Origin of the sequence: Neobacillus mesonae, assembly GCF_001636315.1 — a bacterium.
Taxonomy (GTDB): domain Bacteria; phylum Bacillota; class Bacilli; order Bacillales; family Cytobacillaceae; genus Neobacillus; species Neobacillus mesonae.
Genome location: NZ_KV440949.1, coordinates 115254 through 136792 on the forward strand (window position 1 = coordinate 115254; position 21539 = coordinate 136792).

A 21539-nucleotide genomic window follows, 5' to 3' on the forward strand; every position below is an offset into this window, starting at 1 on the left:
TAGTCCTCTATGAAGAGCGAATAGTAGATTCTGGAATGTTAATCCCAGCCGCCCGACGCACTAATTCACGCTGGGGCTCCATATCGAAATTGTTATAGACGGCCATCTGTTGGGCAAATGGCGGGCTTTGAGCAAAAAGTTCAAACGTCGTGCGATGACCGGCGTAAGAGGAATTCAACAAATCTCTGGCAAAATAAAGCAGCTTTCCGCGATCTTCTGGTGTCCAGTCTCCCACCGAATAATATTGATCAACATATGGTTTAATCTCCGAATCTACCATCGTGGCTGTGTCAGGTGTCACCGCTAATTGTCCGCCAACGAGCTCTCTTGTCAGGTGGGCCATCGCCGGGAAATTCGCCAGGGCAAACACCCGTCCTGTATAAAGCAGGGATTGGTTCGGCATCATCAGACCGCCTGGACTTCTTTCGGCTTCAGCGACAGCCGCCGTTAAATGGGCATTAATTCCTTCGCGATAATTGATTAACTGAGAAATTTTTTCTTTTACTGCTTGAAGATGGGTTAAACCTGTTTGTTCAACATTCAATAAAGCGGCACCGATTAGATAATCGGCTCTTCGTAACATTCTTAAGGTGTAGTTAAAAGCAGAATAACGATGTAGTGTGGAACGGATATAGGCGGCAGATTCTAAGGAGCGATGGAATAATACATTTTCCCAAGGAATGAGAACATTATCAAAAATAAGCAAAGTGTCAATTTCTTCAAATTTCGTGGCGATTGGATAATCGTTTGGATTTCGGTCGGCTCCAAGCGATGTCCGGCAAATATGCTTTAAGCCGGGTGACCCCATGTCGCAAATGAAGCCGCAGGCAAAAGGAGCCATTTTTTCGGAACCGGCATTCCAGTCCAGGATGGTCGGTTTTACAAATGCTTGATGGGCATAGGCAGCGGCGGTTTCAAACTTGGCCCCTTTCACCACGATTCCTTTATCATTTTCCTCGACGACATGAAGCAGGGTACCGCCGTCTCTTCCGCTGAATAATTTGCTTCTGTCCCCTTTTGGATCTGTGTTTGCGGAGACATGGAACAGGTCCTCTCTTGCCACACGGTCGATATGGTACTTCATATTTTTGGCATATGTGGGGTCAATTTCATTCAATTTATCCTGAGCATCGAATAGCGACCACATTTCCCCAATTGTTTCATCACCAACCCGGTAAACGACACCGCCAAGGTCATCCAGCACTGTTTCCACATGCTTTCGAATCGCGGTTAGATCTTCCTTCGTTTCAGGTGCTTTATACGCCCTTGAAACAACCTCTCCCTCTGCTAGTGTCGTGGTTAAGGCAGCACGATACTTCTCCTCAAAAGCCATATCATACATCCGAGCTTTCACATCAATGATCGGCTTAAAGGACGGGTGTTCAGTGATATTTTTCACCTTTTCCCCGTCAATATAGACCTCCCTCCCATCATGAAGCGACTCGCGATACTGTTTACCTGTCATTAACGCCATCCAGCTACCTCCCTTTTTAATAACCATTAACCATCTAATGTTACTTCCTATTTACGGATTTTTTCTTTAACTATTCTTTAAATAAAATAACATCGCCATAGTGCTAATGTCAATCCAATTTTCTAAAAATTCATTATTTTATAAATTTAAAAAGAGTGTCAGGCACCATGTGAAAATTTCACATGGTGCCTGACACCCAATATCCACTCATTTAAACTGCTTGTGTAAATGTATTAACTGTGTTGTGCTGATCTGCTTTTCCTTTTCGCAGGCTGATCATGGCGATAAAGGAGACACAGTAAAGGATGGCTAGGTAGCCCATGGCGACTGTGACGTTGGCGTGCTGCAGGATGAAGCCTACTAGGATTGGTGATAATCCTCCTAATGCTCTCCCGAAGTTGAAGATGGTGTTGGTTGCTGTGCTTCGTACTTCAACTGGGTAGTAGTGGCTGATTAATGCACCATATCCGGCAAACATTCCGTTTGAGAAGAATCCGACGATGGCCCCGCCGATTAAAACCCCCGCTGCTCCAGTCGCAAACGAGTACATGAACACCGCGATTGCAGAAGCAACAAGGAAAATTCCGTAGGCTTTCTTCATTCCAAGCCTGTCCATAATCTGTCCGAACGTTAGCATCCCGGCAATCATTCCTACTGCGGTACTAATCGTCCAAAGCGCAGAACCCGATACCGATAAGCCTTGTGATTTTTGCAGGATGGATGGCAGCCAAATCATCAAGCCGTTATACCCGGCGATTTGCACAGTAGCCATAAGGGCTAAGGCAGCAGTGGTAAACGCAATTCTAGGATTAGCGAATAACTGACTAATATTTCCTTGCTTTTTCGCTTGACGTTTTTCTTTGGAGGCTGCAAGCCATTCAGGTGATTCCTTCAGGTTTTTCCGAACGATGAAGGCAAAAATAACTGGTACAATACCCACGAAGAACAAACCTCTCCAGCCCCAGGTCGGTAAGATCATCGCGCTAAGAAGTGCCGCGAGGATAACCCCGAATTGAGCCCCAATACTTACATACGAAGAGGCGCGGCCTTGCTTTTTCTTTGGCCATGCTTCTGCGACAAGTGTCATCCCAATTCCATATTCCCCGCCTGCTCCTAAGCCAGCAATAAACCTGAAAATGTAAACCTGTTCAACATTGGCTGCGAGACCCGTTAACGCTGTACCGATTGCGAACAATAATACCGTATAAGTAAACACTTTTACACGGCCAAACTTATCTGCTAAGATTCCGAAAATGACTCCTCCGAATAACATTCCTAAGTTGGTAATGGAAGAAATAAGACCGCCTGTTGCCATATCAAGATGGAATTCCGCGATAATCATCGACATGGCAAAGGATATAAACATGATGTCCATACCTTCTAAAGTCAAACCTGCTACTGATGCGACGACTGTTTTTTTCTGATAATTCAATTTCGTCATTCTCCTTTCGAGCCTCACTGGACACAGATTAAAAGATTTTAAATAAAACTAAAATGCCCTTCCATCCGTAGAGGACAAAAGGGCATTCATATATCTAAATACTATATACGAATATTAACGTTCACCCTTTTTGGACTCTCTGGACCAAGATTAAAGGAAATTTTCTTCATAATACTATCACGACTTTCTGCCGCTGACAATAATTTTTTATAAAAGTTGCTGCAGGGAAATAATAGGAATCAGCCTGTTACACGCCTCGCTTATTGCCCCAAAGCAATGTATGCAGCTGCGGCAATACCCTGACATTGTTTAATTGGGCATCCGCGGCCACACAATTTACCAGCCATTCATATTTTTGAAGCAGCTTATCGATTAATTCATGATCGTTTAAATTAGTTAAATCATTATTTCCAACCTGCAAATAAAACGGAATATGTTCATATCTTTGGTGGACCATTTTGGCATACTCCAAGTCTGCTTCGTCAAAAATCACAACTTTTAAACTCACATGATTTTTAAAATCTTTTAACCGCGAAAAAATCATATCTAATATCTCAAAATTAGTATTCATTTTGGAGCTTGGCGGTTTTGGTGAAATTGTTAGTTCATCGACGTTTAAAAACCAGTCCTGCCATTTACTTCCTTGTGTTTCAAGCCCGCATTTGATGCCATTCGCTTTTAATAATTCAATGAGGGCATCCATATTTTTCAGAAGTGCGGGATTCCCGCCGGAAATGGTGACAAACGAGAACCGATCTCCCCCGATTTCCGTTAATTCCTGCCAAATCTCTTCTGCATCCATTAACCTAATTTCATCTTTCGCGCTTCCGTCCCAGGTGAAAGCAGAGTCACACCAGCTGCAGGAATAATCACAGCCTGCTGTGCGGACAAACATCGTTTTCTGGCCAATGACCATGCCTTCCCCTTGGATTGTCGGGCCAAAGATTTCAATTACAGGGAGCTTACTCATTTCCCATCCACTCCCTTCTAGCCTCGGCATAACTTGTCGGGGTTTCATAAAGGCGAACAAATTCAACCCTTGCCCCGTCATATTTTGGCCCAGCCGCTTCAAGTGCTTCAGTCATTTTTTGAAAAATCCAAACGACCATGTTTTCCGCGGTCGTGTTCATCGGCGGAAGGGTCTCATTTAAATATTTATGATCAAGAAAAATTTCAATTTGATTTTTCCAAATTTCCTTTATGTCTCCAAAGTCCATCATAATTCCACGATTATCTACAAAGCCGCTGATGCCGAAGATGACTTTATATGTATGTCCATGGAGGTTCTTACATTTTCCATCGTAGCAATGGAGGTGGTGAGCGGCATCGAAAGTAAACTCTTTGCTCACTAATACGCGTTTCGTATGATATTTTAACTGCTTTCGGCTGATGTCCTCATCGATTTTCTGCAGTTTGTCGACAATTCTAAAACCGTACATCATTTACTGCCCCCGCTTAAGTATTCTTCAAGCCCTCTTTTTCTCAGAACACAGGCAGGACACTCCCCGCAGCCGTCCGAGATAATGCCGTTATAGCAGGTCAGTGTTTTTTCACGAACAAAATCTAGTTTTCCTAATTCATCCGCCAATGCCCAAGTTTGAGCTTTGTTAATCCACATTAGTGGAGTATGAATCACAAAGTTATCATCCATAGCGAGATTTAAGGTAACATTTAGCGATTTCACAAACATATCGCGGCAATCCGGATAACCGCTGAAATCTGTTTCACAGACACCGGTAATGATATGCTTTGCCCCTACCTGACTAGCTAAGACACCGGCAAAGGATAAAAATAACAGGTTTCGGCCCGGAACAAAAGTTGATGGAAGCTCTCCTTCCGCCCCATCCTTGACCTCAATTTCAGAACGTGTCAACGCATTCGGCGCCAACTGATTCAATAACGACATGTCTAAAATGTGGTGCCTGACACCAACTTCATTTGCGATTCTTTCTGCACACTCAATTTCCAACCGGTGTCTTTGGTTGTAATCGAAGGTAACTGCTTCGACTTCCCTGAAGTTTTTTAATGCCCAGAATAGACATGTCGTGCTGTCCTGTCCTCCGCTAAACACTACAACTGCTTTTTCATTTTTCAACATTCTTTAGGAATGCTCCTTTCAAAATAGAAAAAACAGTACTAAGAAACGTACTGTTTTTCCTTAGTTTTTTTAGTGAGGGGTGCTAGAACCTCAACCGCATTTCAGCGGATTTTTATTCATTTATTTTCATCAGCAAATTTATATTACTATTTTTCTAACTTTCTGTCGACCATCAATTTTCATTTGACGTGCTTTCACATTTTCTATATCATAGTGGGTAATTGAATACGAGAGGTTCATAGCGATTAACCCTCTATAAAAAACTATGGATATTTTAAAGCCAGCCATGTCCATATAGAACATGGCTTTTTATTTTTTTATAGAATGGTTGAATGATCCTCTTATTCATTAATTTAAGGGGGTTTTTTTATGACTGGCAGAAGCGATGAACAAGGTTTAAAGGATTTAACATTATTAGGAAATCAAAATAATCAATATTTATTTGAATATTCACCGGATGTTCTGGAAGCGGTGGATAATCTTCATGCCGACCGTGATTATTTCGTCAAATTTAATTGTCCGGAGTTCACGAGTCTATGCCCGCTCACCAAGCAGCCGGATTTCGCCACCATGTATATTTCATACATACCAGACCGTAAAATTGTCGAGAGCAAATCACTGAAATTATACTTATTCAGTTTCCGCAACCACGGTGATTTCCACGAAGACTGCGTCAATATCATTATGAACGATTTAATCAAGCTGCTTGACCCGCGGTATATTGAAGTCTGGGGCAAATTCACTCCCCGCGGCGGAATATCCATCGACCCATGGTGCAACTACGGAAAACCAGGAACCAAATACGAAGAAATGGCCAATTTCCGCCTCATGAATCACGACCTCTACCCAGAAAAAGTGGACAATCGATAAAAAGAAAGCGCAAAGGGTGTCAGGCACCATGTGAAAATTTCACATGGTGCCTGACACCCAATTTAATTTAGCACATTTTCTGCCACATTCTCGTGCTGTCAGCTGTGGAGTGATGCTCGACGATGGAGTAGGCTGCATTGGTGATGGCATGGGCCAGTGTTTCGCCGGTGGCGCAGATTTCATTAAAGCAAACTCGAGAAACACCTTTGACGGTATAAGTAAATCCCATTTCTTCCAGTCTATCAACGATCAGCATGGCGTGGTTTAGGTTTTGCTCCGGCTGAAAATCAGCATCATGAATGAAAACCCCTTTTTCCCCATCATACCAGCGATCCCATCGATTTAATTTCCAGCCCAGAATTCTCCGTGCAATTGAGTCTGTTTTCATCATTCGCCCTGCTCCTTTATTAGTGAATTTTTGTTATATAACACCCATGTTTAATTACCACAATTATATAACACAATTTTCTGATTTTCCAGTATTTATTTATAAAAAATTTTAGTGATTTCAATCACAATATAGGACGCTTGAATTTTTTATACTAAAGGTAGACGAATGTAAGAAAGGGGTTATTTTGATGCTAGGGTGTCAAAGCGGAATGTTTGGAAATGGTCCAGTTACACTTTCGGAAGGATTAAATAAATTACTCAGTGAACATATCCCACTAAGGGAAGGGTTAGAAAGATTATTTTCATTGTGTAAAACGGTAAAGGAGGGACAAGGGGCTTCTTTTGTAGACTTAGTTCAGGAAGTAAAGGATTTTGCAAGCGACCTTGACCATCATTCTGAGCGTGAGGAAAACATTTTATTTCGCATGATGGAGGTTTATCTTGGTAAAAACGGCGGTCCGATCGCTGTTATGGAATATGAACATGAGAAGGCTCATGGATTTATAAATGTATTTTTGAAAAACGTCGAGAGCTCTTCTGAGTTTTCTGATGAGGAAAAAATTCAAAATGCCGATTTGATTGAAAATGCTTATCATACGTTAATCAGCCATTTTGGTAAGGAAGAACAGGTGCTCTATCCAATGGCTGAGCGTATGTTTACCGATGAGGAAAAGGAAATAGTGAAACAAAGGGTTTCTGAATAGCCATACTTTTTTAAGAGTCCGATTGGTTTGGACTCTTTTCCCTTATATTTAGAAGGGTTACCTTTGGTACAATACAGGCTCATTTTTTCATTTTTATCGTAAACTGAAAAAAAATGCAGCAGGTGATTTCATGCACACGATCATTACCGGCACCAACGGAGCTATCTATTTAGGTTATCCCCCGCCATTGTTTGGTCCATGGGGTCTGCCAATTCATCATCATACTGTTCACTTCGGCCATTACAACTATCATTTTATTCCTGTTCTTTACGGCCACCCGTCGTCGTTTCCATATTTCGGGCCGTATGTGCCGTTGCAATAATTAAAATGGTTAAAATAAATTTTTTATATGTTATTTTTCGGTACCTTTTCAATTTCGGTAACGTTGACTTCTTCTACGTTACATTACAGTCTTTCTTTTCGCTCTTTCGGTCACGTAGACCCCTTCTACGTTACCCTACTGCCTTTCTTTTCACTCTTTCAGTCACCTAGACCCCTTGTACGTTACCCTACTGCCTTTCTTTTCACCTCTTCGGTCACGTTGACCCTTTCTACGTTACCTTACATGCTTCCTTTTCATTCTTTTTGTCACGTAGACCCTTTCTACGTTACCCTACAGCCTGGCTTTTCACTCTTTCGGTCACGTAGACCCTTTCTACGTTACCCTACAGCCTGGCTTTTCACTCTTTCGGTCACGTAGACCCCTTCTACGTTACCCTAATGCCTTTCTTTTCACCTCTTCGGTCACGTAGACCCCTCCTATGTTACCCTAATGCCTTTCTTTTCACCTCTTCGGTCACGTAGACCCCTTCTACGTTACCTACAACCTTTCTTTTCACCTTTTCGGTCACGTAGACATCCTCTACGTTACCTACAACCTTTCTTTTCACCTTTTCGGTCACATAGACATCCTCTACGTTACCCTGCAGCTTTCCATATTCCCATTAGGTCACGTAGGCTAGCTTTACGAATGAATATTATTTCTTCACATTAATCGCACCTCTCCCGGTAAAAATAAGGATAATTACATAAATCCATTGCACGGGAGAGGTCCATGGAAGAAAGAAAAAATCGCGCAAAACTAAATATTACATACGCCCGTTTAAGACGAGCCAGATCTAGGGTCAAGCTTCCGCAAATTTCAGCTGAATCTATAAGTTTAGGGGCAATGCTTGCTTTAATTGGCGGTTTCTTGGATGCTTATACGTACGTCAGCCGGGACGGAGTTTTCGCTACATCCCAAACCGGAAACCTTGTTCTGCTTGGAATAGAACTGGCCCATGGCCAATGGGACAAAGGATTAAAGCATATTCCCCCAATCCTTGCCTTTGTCATGGGAGTGATTGTTGCTGAGGGTTTAAAACATCCAATGATTACAAGGATATTCCCCCATCCTGCTCGAACAGTTCTGCTCCTTGAAAGCATTGTCCTATTATTTGTTGGGTCATGGCCAATTGAGGTTCCAAATACAGTAGTAACCGTTACGATTGCCTTTGTCGCATCCGTACAGATTTCGTCCTTTCGTACCTTGGTAAAATGGCCATATAATTCAGCAATGGTAACCGGCAATTTACGGACAGCCGCCGAAGCAGCCTATACCGCCTTCATCCTGCACGACCGCCAAGGAATCCTGAAATTTATCGATTTCGCAGCCATAATTGTTTCATTCCTAGCTGGAGCCTTAATCGGCGCATTATCAACCATCCATTTCGGCACAAAAGCCATCTGGCTCGCATCCGGAATCCTCCTCTGCGCCATGCTCGTCCTTCATGCCAATCCGAAAACCTTGCTAAATCGAGGATAGTAAAAGGCACCATGTGAATTTTTCACATGGTGCCTGACACCAATACTCTCTCCTGATGGGTATATACGTTGAATCCATTGCCTCTGATGAAGCCGATGGCGGTGATGCCGAGTTCTTCCGCTAACCCAAGGGCGAGGTTGGTTGGGGCGGATTTGGAGAGGATGATGCCTACGCCAATTTTGGCGGCTTTCAATAATACCTCCGACGAAATCCGCCCGCTGAAGGCTATCAGCTTATCCTTTAGCGGAATCTGATGAATCAAACAATAGCCGAACAGTTTATCTAAGGCATTGTGCCGTCCGATATCTGTCCGTGCCACGACAATACCGTCTCTGGTGCATAAAGCCGCATTATGAACACCGCCCGTTTGCTGGAAATAGGATGAACCTTCTTGCATCTCGCCCATCAGCCGGCGGCATTGTTCCGGCGTAATCTTCAATTTACTCATCACCGTTTTGGCTGTTTTTACATCATTTTGAAAATAAAACTGCCGGCCTTTCCCACAGCAGGAGCCGATAAACCGTTTGGAATGGAAATCTCGCATAACACAATGCTTACGTACCAAATCAACATAAGCGAATCCCCTGTCCCCATCAATATGCATTTCCTTAATATCATCGTAAACTCGGATCACACCTTCAGAGGCCAGAAATCCGACGACCAATTCTTTCAAATCGGAAGGACTGCAAACCATGGTCGCAAATTCCTCACCATCCAGCACAATCGTTAGTGCTGTTTCAACCGCAATATCATCCTCTTCCTCCACAAAATGCTGTCCGTCAAACCTAACAATACTTTGTGAAGTCGTAATTTCTTTTAACAACCTTTCCGCCCCCTTTACCCCACTTCTGTTTCTAGCTCAGGAACCGGCTTTTCAAGATAGTCGGTATCTTTTCGCGCAAGGTAACGTTCTGCTTTTTCAACATAAACAGTAATATTGTAATCCGGGATTCCGGCATACTTTTCATAACGGCCGCGCGGCAGCAGGAAATTCCCCTCTGGAAAGTGAACCTCGATATTCCCTTCAGCGATTTCCACGAATTTCGCTTTCCCTTGAAAAACACCAAAACCGTTATACACCACGATTCCTTCCCCTTCAGCGATGCTCAGCCTATGCCCGTCTGCGGCATTCATCAATACATCATAGCGCCCTGCACCGTTTAATGGGTCGACCTCATGGTATACCATGGAATTAAACTGCTTTCCGCGCCGGCTCGTAACGATAAATTGTTCCGGTTTTTTGTTTAAATCAGGAATCTCTACCGGGATTAAACTACCTTTGCCGTCCACAGTCGGACAAATTCCATCCTCGCACAGCCAGGCTCCGCCCCACTGGAACACATCCCCTTGATTCTTCAAATGCTGAATTCCGTCATAATCGGGATTGGCTTTTGCGATTTCCTCACGGATATCAAATCCGTCAGTAAACTCGACCATATGAGCTTCCTCCGGCTTAATCCGCTTAGCCAAATCAATATAAATCTTCCATTCTGCGCGCGCTTCTTCGATTCTGTTTTTATTCCCAGGAATCTCCGGTGAAAAATAAACCATCCGCTCTGTAGACGTACTTATACCGCCGTCCTCCTGCTCATAGCGGGTTTTCGCCGGCAATACAATTACCGCTTCCTTGGCATCGACCAATGTGGAGGTGTTTAAAATAATATCCTGATGGACCCGAATTTCAAGCTCCGCTAATGCCTCTTTGATGAAATCAGGATCAGGCATCGTTTCTAAAAAGTTGCCGCCGGATAAATAGTACAGCTTGATCTTTCGTTCGTGATCTTCGGGAAGAACAATGTTTTCCAGGGTTACCCCGACAATATCCCCCTGCCACTTCGGCAGTTCAAAGCCCCAAAGCTTTTCAATTCTATCAATCGTCTTCTCATCCCAGCCGCCGCCTGGTAAGACAAATGGGTCGGCGCCCATTTCTCCGCTTCCTTGCACACTTGAATGGCCGCGAAACGGCATTAGCCCATTAAGCTTTCGTCCCAAATGGCCGCGAAGGAGGGCAAGATTGGCAACCTGTGAAATATTATCAGTGGCAAACGAATGCATCGTCAGCCCCAGCGCCCATGCATAGACTGCATTTTTGCTTTTGGCCAGGAGTTCCGCAAGTTCTATAATACGAGCCTTTGCTACCCCGGACGATTCAATGATCGCTTCCCAAGATTGTTCCTGCACCTGTTTCTTTAACTTGTCATATCCATTGACATGCTTCCCAACGAATTCATGATTAATCGCAGAACCATGAGTCCTCTCTTCCATATCAAACCAATGCTTCATAATTCCGTGCATGAAGGCGATGTCGCCGCCGATGTTCACTTGGTAAAAATCATCAGCAATTTTTGTCCCGAAAAGCGCCGATTCAGGGTTGGACGGGATCCAATATTTGTCCATCGCCGGTTCGCGGTACGGGTTCACCACAATGATTTTGGTTCCCTTTTTCTTCGCCTCGAGCATATATTTGGACGAAACCGGAGAGGAATTCGCCGCAACGCTGCCCCAAAACAATAAAACATCGGTGCCAATCCAGTCCAAATAATTACAGGTTGAGGCCCCGACACCAATCGACCGCTTTAATGCCGTTTTACTTGGTGCATGGCAGATCCGGGCGGCATTATCAATGTGATTCGTTCCAAGAAAGCGGGCTACTTTGCCAGCAACATAGTAGCTTTCATTTGTAATCCCGCGGGCCGTCAGATAGAAAGCATATTGCTTTGGGTTCAGTTTTTTCATTTTCCCAGCAATCAGATCCATTGCTTCATCCCAAGCAATTCGGGAAAATTTCCGCTCCCCTTTGCGGCGGATTAACGGGTAAGGAATGCGTCCAAGCCTGCGCAGTTCCGTACTGTCATATTTACGGAGCTCATCAATATCAGCGTGAAGGATTTCCGGTTTGATCGCCGGCATGGTGTTGAGTCTTAGCACATTCAGGCGGGTGGTGCAAACATGCGGGCCGGTTAACGTCTGATCATATAACCCTGATACACCAAGGGCACAGCCGTCGCAAACCCCCTTCGTGATAATATTTGCAGCATAGCCGAGATTATCTTTGTTGTCCCACACCACTTTCATCGTATCGCGAATGTGCTTTGGCTTAATTTTTCCCAGCCCAAAAGGTATCGGACTTACCCAATGTTCCGGGGCAGGCTTCCATGATTTTTTCTGTGGTCCAGGATGCTTTGTCTTTGCCATTTTCTGTTTTTTCCTCCTTTTTTAAAATACAAATAAAAAACCACCAAGGATAACATTCATCACTTAAAAGGATGAATGTGCCATGGTGGTTAGCCTTCAACAGGTTCGCTGTCAAGTACCAACTACTGTCATTCAATGAAAGCAGCTATACATTTTTAAATTTTTCTTCAATATCTTCATCAAACACGAAGATCGACATGCCTTTGTCTTCTTCAATATTAATGTCGACAAATACTTTAACGAATTTGACTCCAAGGAGCTCTTCCATTTCGATTGGATAATTTTTTTTATAAATATCCTTTACCATTTCAGTTCGGGCAGCCCGAAGCATCTGTCTGCCGTCTTCAGCAGTGGCTATAAATTTTTCAATTGGGGACAAATTCCCCTCCATTTCACAAATCGCCCAGTTCTTACAAAATGTCGTCCTTACTTGACTGGGACCTTTGCCCATATGACGTTTTCGGAACGCACGAACAATATTACTGAATTCCGCTTCATATTTATTCACAAAAACTCAACTCACTTGCCAATACTTCAGATTATCACTGTGTTAACCTTGTTAATATTCTACAAGTTTATAAGAATTTTTGCAAATTTCTAACCTACTTGATTTTCAAGCGATGGATTAGACACCATTTTACTTTGTTTTAGCTTTTTAATATCTAAGCGAATCAGCAGGGAAATGACGAACGCAATGACAAATAAACCTGAGAAAAATGTTAAACTACCGGAATAGCTGCCTGTTGTATCCTTAATCCAAGCGGCAAATAATGGGCCGACAAGTCCTGCTGCTGCCCAAGCGGTTAGAATGTAGCCATGAATCGCACCGAGCTGTTTTGTTCCAAACAAGTCGCCGATAAAGGCCGGTATCGAGGAAAAGCCGCCGCCGTAACAGCTGATGACGATAATCAGCATTCCCACGAACAGCCACTTAATCGATACATCCGGTAGAAAAAAGAAAATTACCATTTGCAGGACAAAGAAGGTTGTATAGGTAGCAGGCCGCCCGATAATATCTGAAAAACTGGCCCAGCCGATTCTGCCTAAGCCATTAAAGACACCGATTGCGCCTACAAGGGCCGCTGCTGCTGTCATATCAATCCCGATACTTTCCATCGTAAGCGGCTTGGCAACCGCTAAAATCGCAATACCGCATGTAACATTAATAAACAGCATCAGCCACAAGAACCAAAAGCGTTTTGTTTTAACAGCCTCATTGGCCATCAGCTGTGTTAAATCCATATTTGGTTTCGTTTTGCCGCTGTTCAATTTCTCCTTATAACCCTCCGGAAGCCATCCTTCCTCAGGCTTTTCAAGATAAAGCGAGGACAGCAGCATGATGGCGAAATACGCGATACCAAGTATGTAAAAGGTATTGGCAACACCGACAGCCACAATTAACGCATTCATGACTGGGCTGGAAATGGCTGCCGCGAAGCCGAAGCCCATGATGGCAAGACCTGTAGCCAGTCCCCTTCTATCAGGAAACCATTTAACCAGAGTGGAGACCGGTGCTATATAACCGACGCCTAATCCAATTCCCCCTAGGGCGCCGTAGAAAAAATACAATAAATATTTCGAACCTAATGTCACTGCCAAACCGGCTCCAACCACACCAACCCCGAAAAAGATTGCCGCCAAAAGCCCCGATTTCCTTGGACCATGCTTTTCCACAAAGTGTCCTAAAAATGCGGCGGACAGGCCTAAAAACAAGATGGCAATACTAAATGTCATGGCCACTTCTGAATCAGACCAGCCAAATAAATCTTTTAATGGGGTTGTAAAATTACTCCACGCATAGACAGAGCCAATTGAAATATGAATCCCCACGGCAGATAATGCAATTAACCAGCGATTCTTTGTTTTCTTCATAATCGTCACTCACTCCTTAAAAAGTTGTTTAATTCAAATCTTTGTGAACAAATAAAAAACCGTTGAAAAAATTCGTCGAGGTTCCTTTAGGAAGGAATCACTAAGAATTCTTACAACGGTTTGCCTTACACAGGGACGCTGCTAAGTACCAACAGTCATAGTTTAAGAGAGTGAACCATACTTTTAACCGTCGAACAGGATCGCTATTTCGTATTAAAAGCAGTATCAAATATAAAAGTTCAAAATTTGTTCACAATTTACGAAATAATCTTACCATGAAGGCGGATACAGCACAAGATTAATTTGGAAAATTTATCATAAAAAAAACGGTGTCAGGCACCCATGTGAATTTTTCACATGGTGCCTGACACCGTGATGTTCATTTCGTGTTTTTGGCGTCTTCTTTTTAGGCGGTTGGTTATTTCCTTTTCGTAGAGATAGTGGACGACGAAGTAGGAAATAACACCGAGGATGATGCCGAATATGGTCATGCCGATGAGTGCATGGATGCCGCCATGGAGCAGCCCTATTAAACTATGGAAATCACCATGAAGCAATTTTTGTAATGAAAAAGCGGTATGATGTCCATTTCTGATTTTCATTGGAAAAATAGCTTTTCCTAATGTTCTAGCAAATGGAAGCAATAGAACAGGCAGAAAGGTTAACTTGCCAATTACATTTCCAATGATTGAAGCTGGCAGTGAGCCTTTTGCCAAGCGGACAATCGGAACAAATAATATATATATAAGAGAAGCAGTTGAAATGACTAACATTTCCAAGCCGAAGCCAAGCGCAAAACCCAATGCAACCTTCCTAGCTCCACCTGGGGAACGAAGAAGTTTCACGAAGTTTAACTTAAAAGCTCGTCCAAGGCGTTGAATAAGATTATATTTATGTTGTTTAACGCTCATAAGATAACCTCCAAGTGAAAAAATAGAATGGAAAATTGTTATTTGGGCTGGCAAAGCTTCATGCCGGCTTCATAGGAATGTTATACTACTGCTAATAATTTTTCCTATATTCATAGTATATTATAATTCAATTCTGAAAACTAGTTTTAATATACTAAATAATAAATGGTAAGACATGGGTACTTTCACCTAATAAACAAAGCCACCGAAAATCGATAGCTTCGTTAACAAAATTATATCAAAATAACATGTGCCTGACACCAAATTAAGCGTGGATTTGCTTGCCATCCACCGCCAAGGCTGCTTCTCCGATTGCTTCGGCTAATGTTGGGTGTGGATGAATCGTATGAGCAATGTCCATGGATGTCGACTCTAATACCCTGGCAAGGCCGATCTCTGTGATCATATCGGTTACATGCGGACCCACCATATGAGCGCCCAACAGTTTATTTGAACCTTCTTCCACGACCAATTTAACAAATCCGTCAGAGTCGCCAAAAACCAAAGCCTTACCGATTGCCCGGAATGCGAACTTTCCTGTTTTTACTTGATAGCCCTTCTGTTTCGCTTCCTCTTCAGTGAGTCCGACACTAGCCACTTCCGGACTGCAATAGACACACTTAGGCACAAGCGTCGGGTCCAGTACTTTAGGATCTGCCCCCGCCATATGCTCCACCGCAATCATTCCTTCATGGGAGGCGACATGGGCCAGCTGTAAGCCGCCAATCACATCGCCAATGGCGTAAATATTCGGCTCCTTCGTTTGATAGAATTCATTCGTTTGAATAAAAACAGGCCCCAGTTCGACTTCTGTTTTCTCCAGCCCGATTCCTTCTGTATTCGGCTGCCGGCCTACAGAGACCAACAGTTGATCAGCCGAAAATGAAGTTTCTTTTCCCTTATGCTCCGCTTTAATCGACACACCGTCCCCTTTTTCCAGCGTTTCTGGAAGCACCTTTGCACCTGTAACGATTTTGACGCCTTTTTTCTTCATTAACCGCTGAATTTCCTTCGAAATGTCTTGGTCCTCCGTTGGCAGGATCCGATCAGCATATTCAATGACCGTGACTTGAACGCCGAAATCGACAAGCATCGAGGCCCATTCCATCCCAATGACCCCGCCGCCGACAATAATTATCGAATTTGGAAGCCCTTCCATCTTTAACGCTTCGTCCGATGTCATGACATACTTTTCATCGGCCTCGAGCCCAGGAAGCGTGCGCGGCCGCGACCCCGTTGCTAATAAAATATTCTTTGGACTTAAGATGACTTCCCCTTCACCATTGTTCATTTCAACTAGCACATCTTTAGACTGCAAAATACTGCCTTTCCCGTCATAAACATCAATTTTTCCCTTTTTCAGTAAATGCTGGACACCTTTAAAGAGACGCTCCGTAATCTCGTTTTTCCGCGATTGAATTTGTGAGAAATCAAAGCTGACTTCAGGGGCATACACTCCGTACTTACTGGCATTTTTGGTTTGGGTATAAACCTCCGCACTTCTCAGCAGGGCCTTACTCGGAATACAGCCCGCATGAAGACATGTTCCGCCCAATTTTCCTTTTTCAACGACTGCCGCTTTTAATCCTAGCTGGGAGGCGCGAATGGCCGCAACGTATCCGCCAGTACCGCCGCCGATAATCACAACATCATATTCTATTGTCATGGTCGGGACTCCTTTTTTATAAAAAATATTTAGAGGCTGCGGCCGGGAAGTTTTTTACGACAACAGCCTTTTCCCATGGTTTAAACAGTGACTGCCTGTTGAAATAGCGGATAGCCTTCGCAAATCGCTTTCGTCGCTGCCTTTGCCTGCTTCAGTACCTCTTCGTCCCCTTGGCTTTTTAGTACATCTGCTATCACTTTTCCAATCCGCTCCATTTCATCCTGTTTCATTCCGCGGGTTGTTAATGCCGCCGTCCCCATACGGATGCCGCTCGTTACAAATGGGCTTTGCGGATCAAATGGAATTGTATTTTTATTCACGGTAATTCCTGCTTCCTCTAACAGCTTCTCAGCTGCCTTTCCAGTCAGGTCCCAAGGGCGCAGATCCAAGAGAACAATATGGTTATCCGTACCGCCGGAAACAAGTGTTGCTCCTTCCTGCTTTAACGCCTCTCCTAGAGCTGCCGCATTGTCAATCACCTGCTGTGCATAAGCCTTAAAGCTTGGCTGCAATGCTTCGTTGAACGCAACCGCTTTGGCCGCAATGATATGCATCAGCGGTCCGCCTTGAATTCCGGGGAACACAGATTTATTGATGGCTTTATAAATATCCTCGTCATTTGTTAAAATAATGCCGCCGCGCGGTCCTCTTAGTGTTTTATGCGTCGTACTTGTCACGACATCAGCATACGGAACAGGTGATGGATGAAGACCGGCAGCAACTAAGCCGGCAATATGCGCCATGTCTACCATGAATTTGGCACCGACTCCATCGGCAATTTCCCTAAAGCGGGCAAAATCAATTTTTCTAGGATAAGCGCTTGTTCCGGCAATAATGAGTTTTGGTCTCTCCTTCTTGGCAAGCGCTTCTAGTTCATCATAATCAATTAATTGTGTATCTTCTCTGACCCCATAGGACACGACTTCGAACCATTTGCCGGATACGCTTACCGGACTGCCGTGCGTTAAGTGGCCGCCGTGCGAAAGATTCATTCCCATTACTTTATCACCAGGCTGAAGCAATGCGAAAAAGACAGCAAAATTGGCCTGCGCCCCTGAATGCGGCTGAACATTGGCGTAACTCGCGCCAAACAGCTTCTTTAAACGGTCAATAGCGGTTTGCTCGGCAACATCAACAAACTCACAGCCGCCATAGTAACGTTTTCCAGGATACCCCTCGGCATATTTATTTGTCATGACGCTGCCCATTGCCTCTAATACATCTCCGCTCACGAAGTTTTCGGAAGCAATCAGCTCCAAGGTTTGAAGCTGGCGTTGCTGTTCTTTTCTAATTGCTTCATAAATTGTTCCATCATTTTGTTGTAAACTCATTCGAATTCCCCCTTGAAAAATTGGTCTGACTCTCCCTTTGTTCTGCCAGAGTCAAAGCTTACTTGTTTGCCGCTTTCCCGTTTTTCTGAGGAAACAAATGATGTTTCGTAGCCTTTTTTGGACGCAAAAAAGGACAGAAAAAGGGTAATACAGCTTTGTTTACCCTTCTCTGTCCTTTTACCTGAGAGTTTAACTCTAAGAAAATAGAGCCTACCCCTTTGGTGGCGGTCTCGATCCAACCGCGCTCTCCAGAGTTGCGTCCTGTTGTGGTTCCTCTACCTGAGAGATTAGTTCCAAGGGTCTTTTTGGAACTTGCTCCTTCGGTGGCTTTTCTAGTGCACTCTCCCACAACCGTCATCCGCGATATATTATTATTTTCAGAATAATAGCAAAGCATTTCGAAGTCAAGTAAAAGTGTAAACGGAAACAAGATTAATTTTTCAAAAAATAAAGCAGTTAGTTTTCCGCAACTTGTCCTTGACCTACCTTTTCCTCTTTAACTGCTTTCACTTTTCTAAGCTTATAAACCACTGTCAGTAAAATAAACCAAACTGGTGTTACAAATAAGGCAACACGCGTATCCTCAGCAAGGGCCAGCACGACAAGAATGAAGGCTAGGAAAGCGAGAATTAAATAATTGGAAAAAGGATACAGCGGCATTTTGAATTTGTTTACTTTAGCAAGATCAGGTCTTGTTTTACGGTATTTCAAATGTGAAATGACGGTGATCCCCCAAATAAAGATAAAGCAGACGGTTGAGATACTTGTGATTAGGGTGAAAACGCCCTCTGGCATCACATAGTTTAAGAAAACAGCAACCAAGACAACAACCGTTGAAAAGAACAATGCATTGGAAGGTACTTTACGAGAAGTAAGTTTTGCTAATGGTGCTGGTGCATTTTGATCCTTGGCTAAGGAATACACCATACGGCTTGTACTGAACAACGCACTGTTACATGCGGAAGCAGCTGATGTAAGGACGACAAAGTTGACAATACCTGCGGCTGCCGCAATTCCGACTGCCATAAATACTTGGACAAATGGGCTTTTTGCTGGATTGACGGCATTCCATGGATAAATGCTCATAATCACAAGCAGCGCCCCTATGTAGAAAATAATGATTCGAATCGGGATATTATTAATCGCCTTTGGAATAACTCGTTCCGGATCCTCCGTTTCCCCTGCAGTTAATCCGACAAGTTCAATCCCCACGAAGGCAAATACAACCATTTGGAAGGAGAGAATAAAGCCGTTCATCCCGTTCGGGAACATTCCGCCGTGGTTCCAAAGGTTGGTAAAGCTGGCAGCTCCTGAGTTTGTTGAAAAACCTTTGATAATCATAATTACACCGACAATGATGAGAGCTAAGATCGCGATGACTTTAATTAACGCAAACCAGAATTCCATTTCGCCAAATAGTTTAACAGTGGCAAGGTTCATTGCCAGAAGAATGACAAGGGCAATTAATCCCGGCATCCATTGCGGTACCTGCGGGAACCAATATTGGGTGTAAATCCCCACCGCTGTCAAATCGGCCATGGCAATTGAAACCCAGCAGAACCAATAGGTCCAGCCGGTAATAAAAGCGGCCATGTTCCCTAAATAATCTCTGACAAAGTCGACAAAAGAATGGTACTTCAAGTTACTTAATAGCAGTTCCCCAAGTGAACGCATGATTAAAAAGCAGATGACACCCGTAATCATGTAGGCAAATAGGATGGATGGGCCTGCTAAATGGATCGATTTTCCGGCCCCAAGAAACAGCCCTGTCCCGATGGCGCCACCGATAGCGATTAATTGCACGTGCCTGTTTTTAAGTCCTCTAGATAATGTTTGTTCCTGCATATTCGTTCCCTCTTTCACTATTCAGGATGTTTGCATATTAGAATTTCCCAGGGCGTTCAAACTAGCAGCATTTTGGCAATTTATTATTCTTAAAAAATATAATTCTATAAACCGATCGTTCAGTTAGGAAAAAGCGCTTACATTTTTCTCTTTGCAAATATAATGATGAATGACCGCCTCCTTTTTCACCTATTCCTATCTTTCCCCATCAAAAAAGACAGAGAAAAATAGGCATTCCTACTTTTCTCTGTCCCTTTTACCTGAGAGTTTAACTCCTTTGGTGGCCTATGGCTCTCTCCAGAGATGCGTCATATTGTAGTCCTTTTACCTGAGAGATTCCTGCCCAAAAATAGGCTTGCTCCTTCGGTGCCAAACAATTCGTTTAGTCTCTCCCACAATAATCATCCGCGCATATGAATTTACTAACATAATATTCAAACACAGTCCCTTTGTCAAGAAACATTCCAAATTGTTAAAAATATTTCAAAATTCAAAGGTGTCAGGCACTATGTGAAAAATTCACATGGTGCCTGACACCCTTCCAACTTATTTCTCCATCATCAACTTTAAAATCATCTCATCTGTTTGGCGTGTTCCTTCATTTCCAAGTTTGCAGAAGGATTCTATGCTTTTTTCCACATCGTCATGAATGAAGCCGTCGGTTGACTGAATTTCTTGGTGATTTAATGCGAGCAGTGCGGATTGTACTGCGACATTTGAACAGGTGGAGACTTTCATCGCACATCCCGCCTTTGCACCGTCACAAATCATCCCCGAAACATTGCCGATCGTATTTTGAATCGCCGCTTTTATTTGTCCAAGACCACCGCCGAGCAAATAAACAATCGCACCGCTTGCTCCCATACCCGCGGCAGTTACACCGCATAATGCAGATAGACGGCCGAATTTCGATTTAATATGAATCGTGATCAAATGGCTTAAGGCCACAGCACGAATCATTTTCTCTTCTGATACCCCGAGCTTCTCAGCCGCCGCTACAACCGGCAGGGTTACTGCAATACCCTGATTTCCGCTCCCGGTATTCGCCATTACCGGCAAGGTGGATCCGGCCATACGGGCATCCGATCCGGCAGCGGCTAAAGACATCGCCGCGGTGGCCAGGTCATCAGATAAAATTCCTTTTTTCACATTATCTTTGATCGTCTTTCCGACATTTAATCCATAGTTTCCGGAGAGACCCTCTACCCCGATGACCTTGTTTAATTCAATACTCTTTTTGACGAGAGATAGTTCAGCTAAGTCTGCCGCTAATACCCAGTCATAAATTTCATCAATGGTCAGCGTTTCTAATTCCTCTTCATCCGTTTGAATCCCAATGTTCTCACAACCCCCGAGGAACACAGCCTTCCCATCGACTTCTATTAAGCTGATATTACTATGATTATCGGAAATGACCACTTTCGCAGTTCGCTCAGCTGTCTCCACCATCACCTCAATATAAAGCCGTTTTGGTGTATCTGCCTGCCCAGCCGTTACTTTTCCAGCCTCAATCAAGTTTAATGCCAGCGCTTCATCCTTACTGTTAAGTCCGTCTAATACTTCTAATTTTTTGTTGGGATCCCCAGCAACTGCTCCAAGAGCGGCAGCAAATTCAAGTCCCTTTGCCGTCATCCCCGGAATGCCAACGGATTTTGCATTTTTAATAATATTGCCGCTCGCTTTTAAGGTAATGGTATTGATTTCTCCGGTTGTATAGCTTTTCGCCGTAGCAGCCGCCAGGGCAATCGCGACCGGTTCCGTACAGCCGAGAGCAATGACTAATTCTTTTTCTAAAATCACTGAGACTTTGTTCTTTTTCATTATATTCCCCCTAAAAACTTTTCTACCATTCTATCATAATCTTAACTTATGTTAGCGAATGTCCAAATAGTTTTCTTTTACCATTATACAGCCTCTAAATCAGAAGGTTATGCAATC

At 43.6% G+C, this 21539-nt stretch carries 20 protein-coding genes and 4 riboswitches; of the genes, 4 read left to right on the forward strand and 16 right to left on the reverse strand.

Annotated features, from left to right (window positions below; translation table 11 throughout):
- Window positions 1-7: 7 nt before the first annotated feature.
- From A6749_RS00535 to queC, 5 genes are all read right to left on the reverse strand, one after another.
- Window positions 8-1474, reverse strand: coding sequence for a 4-hydroxyphenylacetate 3-hydroxylase family protein (locus tag A6749_RS00535; RefSeq protein ID WP_066383441.1), 1467 nt, complete (start codon window positions 1472-1474; stop codon window positions 8-10).
- A 211-nt stretch (window positions 1475-1685) separates the two neighbouring features.
- Window positions 1686-2906, reverse strand: a complete 1221-nt coding sequence (locus A6749_RS00540) for an MFS transporter (RefSeq protein WP_066383442.1) — start codon at window positions 2904-2906, stop codon at window positions 1686-1688.
- Between the two features lie 256 nt (window positions 2907-3162).
- A complete protein-coding gene (gene queE, locus A6749_RS00545) occupies window positions 3163-3885 on the reverse strand; it encodes a 7-carboxy-7-deazaguanine synthase QueE (protein ID WP_066383448.1) in 723 nt (240 codons plus the stop codon).
- On the reverse strand, window positions 3878-4354 hold the full coding sequence (gene queD / locus A6749_RS00550) for a 6-carboxytetrahydropterin synthase QueD (protein ID WP_066383452.1): 477 nt from the start codon (window positions 4352-4354) through the stop codon (window positions 3878-3880). The genes queE and queD overlap by 8 nt, the downstream gene beginning before the upstream one ends.
- The gene (gene queC, locus A6749_RS00555; RefSeq protein ID WP_066400563.1) at window positions 4354-5010 is read right to left on the reverse strand and encodes a 7-cyano-7-deazaguanine synthase QueC; all 657 of its coding nucleotides are present in this window, start codon (window positions 5008-5010) and stop codon (window positions 4354-4356) included. The genes queD and queC overlap by 1 nt, the downstream gene beginning before the upstream one ends.
- Before the next feature lie 228 nt (window positions 5011-5238).
- Window positions 5239-5286, forward strand: a riboswitch (PreQ1 riboswitch).
- 96 nt (window positions 5287-5382) lie between these two features.
- Between queC and queF the strand changes: the two genes are divergently transcribed.
- A complete protein-coding gene (gene queF / locus A6749_RS00560; RefSeq protein WP_066383455.1) occupies window positions 5383-5883 on the forward strand; it encodes a preQ(1) synthase in 501 nt (166 codons plus the stop codon).
- 67 nt (window positions 5884-5950) lie between these two features.
- On the opposite strand, the gene A6749_RS00565 is transcribed toward queF, so the two are convergent.
- Window positions 5951-6274, reverse strand: coding sequence for a BC1872 family protein (locus tag A6749_RS00565; protein ID WP_066383458.1), 324 nt, complete (start codon window positions 6272-6274; stop codon window positions 5951-5953).
- Window positions 6275-6461: 187 nt separating this feature from the next.
- On the opposite strand from A6749_RS00565, the gene A6749_RS00570 reads away from it, so the two are divergent.
- A complete protein-coding gene (locus A6749_RS00570; protein WP_084797590.1) occupies window positions 6462-6977 on the forward strand; it encodes a hemerythrin domain-containing protein in 516 nt (171 codons plus the stop codon).
- A 130-nt stretch (window positions 6978-7107) separates the two neighbouring features.
- A complete protein-coding gene (locus tag A6749_RS27990) occupies window positions 7108-7299 on the forward strand; it encodes a hypothetical protein (RefSeq protein WP_153042985.1) in 192 nt (63 codons plus the stop codon).
- A gap of 442 nt (window positions 7300-7741) precedes the next feature.
- Here A6749_RS27990 and A6749_RS28265 read toward each other — a convergent pair whose 3' ends face one another.
- Window positions 7742-7879: a hypothetical protein gene (locus A6749_RS28265; protein ID WP_161487101.1), complete on the reverse strand. Its 138-nt coding sequence runs from the start codon at window positions 7877-7879 to the stop codon at window positions 7742-7744.
- Between the two features lie 152 nt (window positions 7880-8031).
- Between A6749_RS28265 and A6749_RS00575 the strand changes: the two genes are divergently transcribed.
- Window positions 8032-8781, forward strand: coding sequence for a YoaK family protein (locus A6749_RS00575; protein WP_066383465.1), 750 nt, complete (start codon window positions 8032-8034; stop codon window positions 8779-8781).
- Window positions 8782-8803: 22 nt separating this feature from the next.
- On the opposite strand, the gene fdhD is transcribed toward A6749_RS00575, so the two are convergent.
- The 9 genes from fdhD to A6749_RS00625 form a co-directional block, all read right to left on the reverse strand.
- Complete coding sequence (gene fdhD / locus A6749_RS00580; RefSeq protein WP_066383478.1) at window positions 8804-9604, reverse strand: formate dehydrogenase accessory sulfurtransferase FdhD; 801 nt, start codon at window positions 9602-9604, stop codon at window positions 8804-8806.
- A gap of 14 nt (window positions 9605-9618) precedes the next feature.
- A complete protein-coding gene (locus A6749_RS00585) occupies window positions 9619-11976 on the reverse strand; it encodes an FdhF/YdeP family oxidoreductase (protein ID WP_066383485.1) in 2358 nt (785 codons plus the stop codon).
- A 145-nt stretch (window positions 11977-12121) separates the two neighbouring features.
- The gene (locus A6749_RS00590; RefSeq protein ID WP_066383487.1) at window positions 12122-12484 is read right to left on the reverse strand and encodes a Na-translocating system protein MpsC family protein; all 363 of its coding nucleotides are present in this window, start codon (window positions 12482-12484) and stop codon (window positions 12122-12124) included.
- 89 nt (window positions 12485-12573) lie between these two features.
- A complete protein-coding gene (locus tag A6749_RS00595; protein WP_066383489.1) occupies window positions 12574-13848 on the reverse strand; it encodes an L-lactate MFS transporter in 1275 nt (424 codons plus the stop codon).
- A 353-nt stretch (window positions 13849-14201) separates the two neighbouring features.
- Window positions 14202-14759 carry a DUF2062 domain-containing protein gene (locus A6749_RS00600; RefSeq protein ID WP_066383490.1) on the reverse strand — a complete coding sequence of 186 codons (558 nt, stop codon included), beginning with the start codon at window positions 14757-14759 and terminating at the stop codon, window positions 14202-14204.
- Between the two features lie 265 nt (window positions 14760-15024).
- Window positions 15025-16425: a dihydrolipoyl dehydrogenase gene (gene lpdA, locus A6749_RS00605; protein ID WP_066383501.1), complete on the reverse strand. Its 1401-nt coding sequence runs from the start codon at window positions 16423-16425 to the stop codon at window positions 15025-15027.
- An 80-nt stretch (window positions 16426-16505) separates the two neighbouring features.
- Window positions 16506-17756: a serine hydroxymethyltransferase gene (glyA, locus tag A6749_RS00610; RefSeq protein WP_066383504.1), complete on the reverse strand. Its 1251-nt coding sequence runs from the start codon at window positions 17754-17756 to the stop codon at window positions 16506-16508.
- Between the two features lie 167 nt (window positions 17757-17923).
- Window positions 17924-18010: riboswitch (glycine riboswitch) on the reverse strand.
- Window positions 18011-18013: 3 nt separating this feature from the next.
- Window positions 18014-18114, reverse strand: a riboswitch (glycine riboswitch).
- Window positions 18115-18212: 98 nt separating this feature from the next.
- Window positions 18213-19601 (reverse strand): amino acid permease, encoded by a 1389-nt coding sequence (locus A6749_RS00620; protein WP_066383515.1) that lies wholly within the window; start codon window positions 19599-19601, stop codon window positions 18213-18215.
- Between the two features lie 306 nt (window positions 19602-19907).
- Window positions 19908-20006, reverse strand: a riboswitch (glycine riboswitch).
- Window positions 20007-20147: 141 nt separating this feature from the next.
- Complete coding sequence (locus A6749_RS00625; RefSeq protein ID WP_066383517.1) at window positions 20148-21422, reverse strand: L-cysteine desulfidase family protein; 1275 nt, start codon at window positions 21420-21422, stop codon at window positions 20148-20150.
- Window positions 21423-21539: the final 117 nt, after the last annotated feature.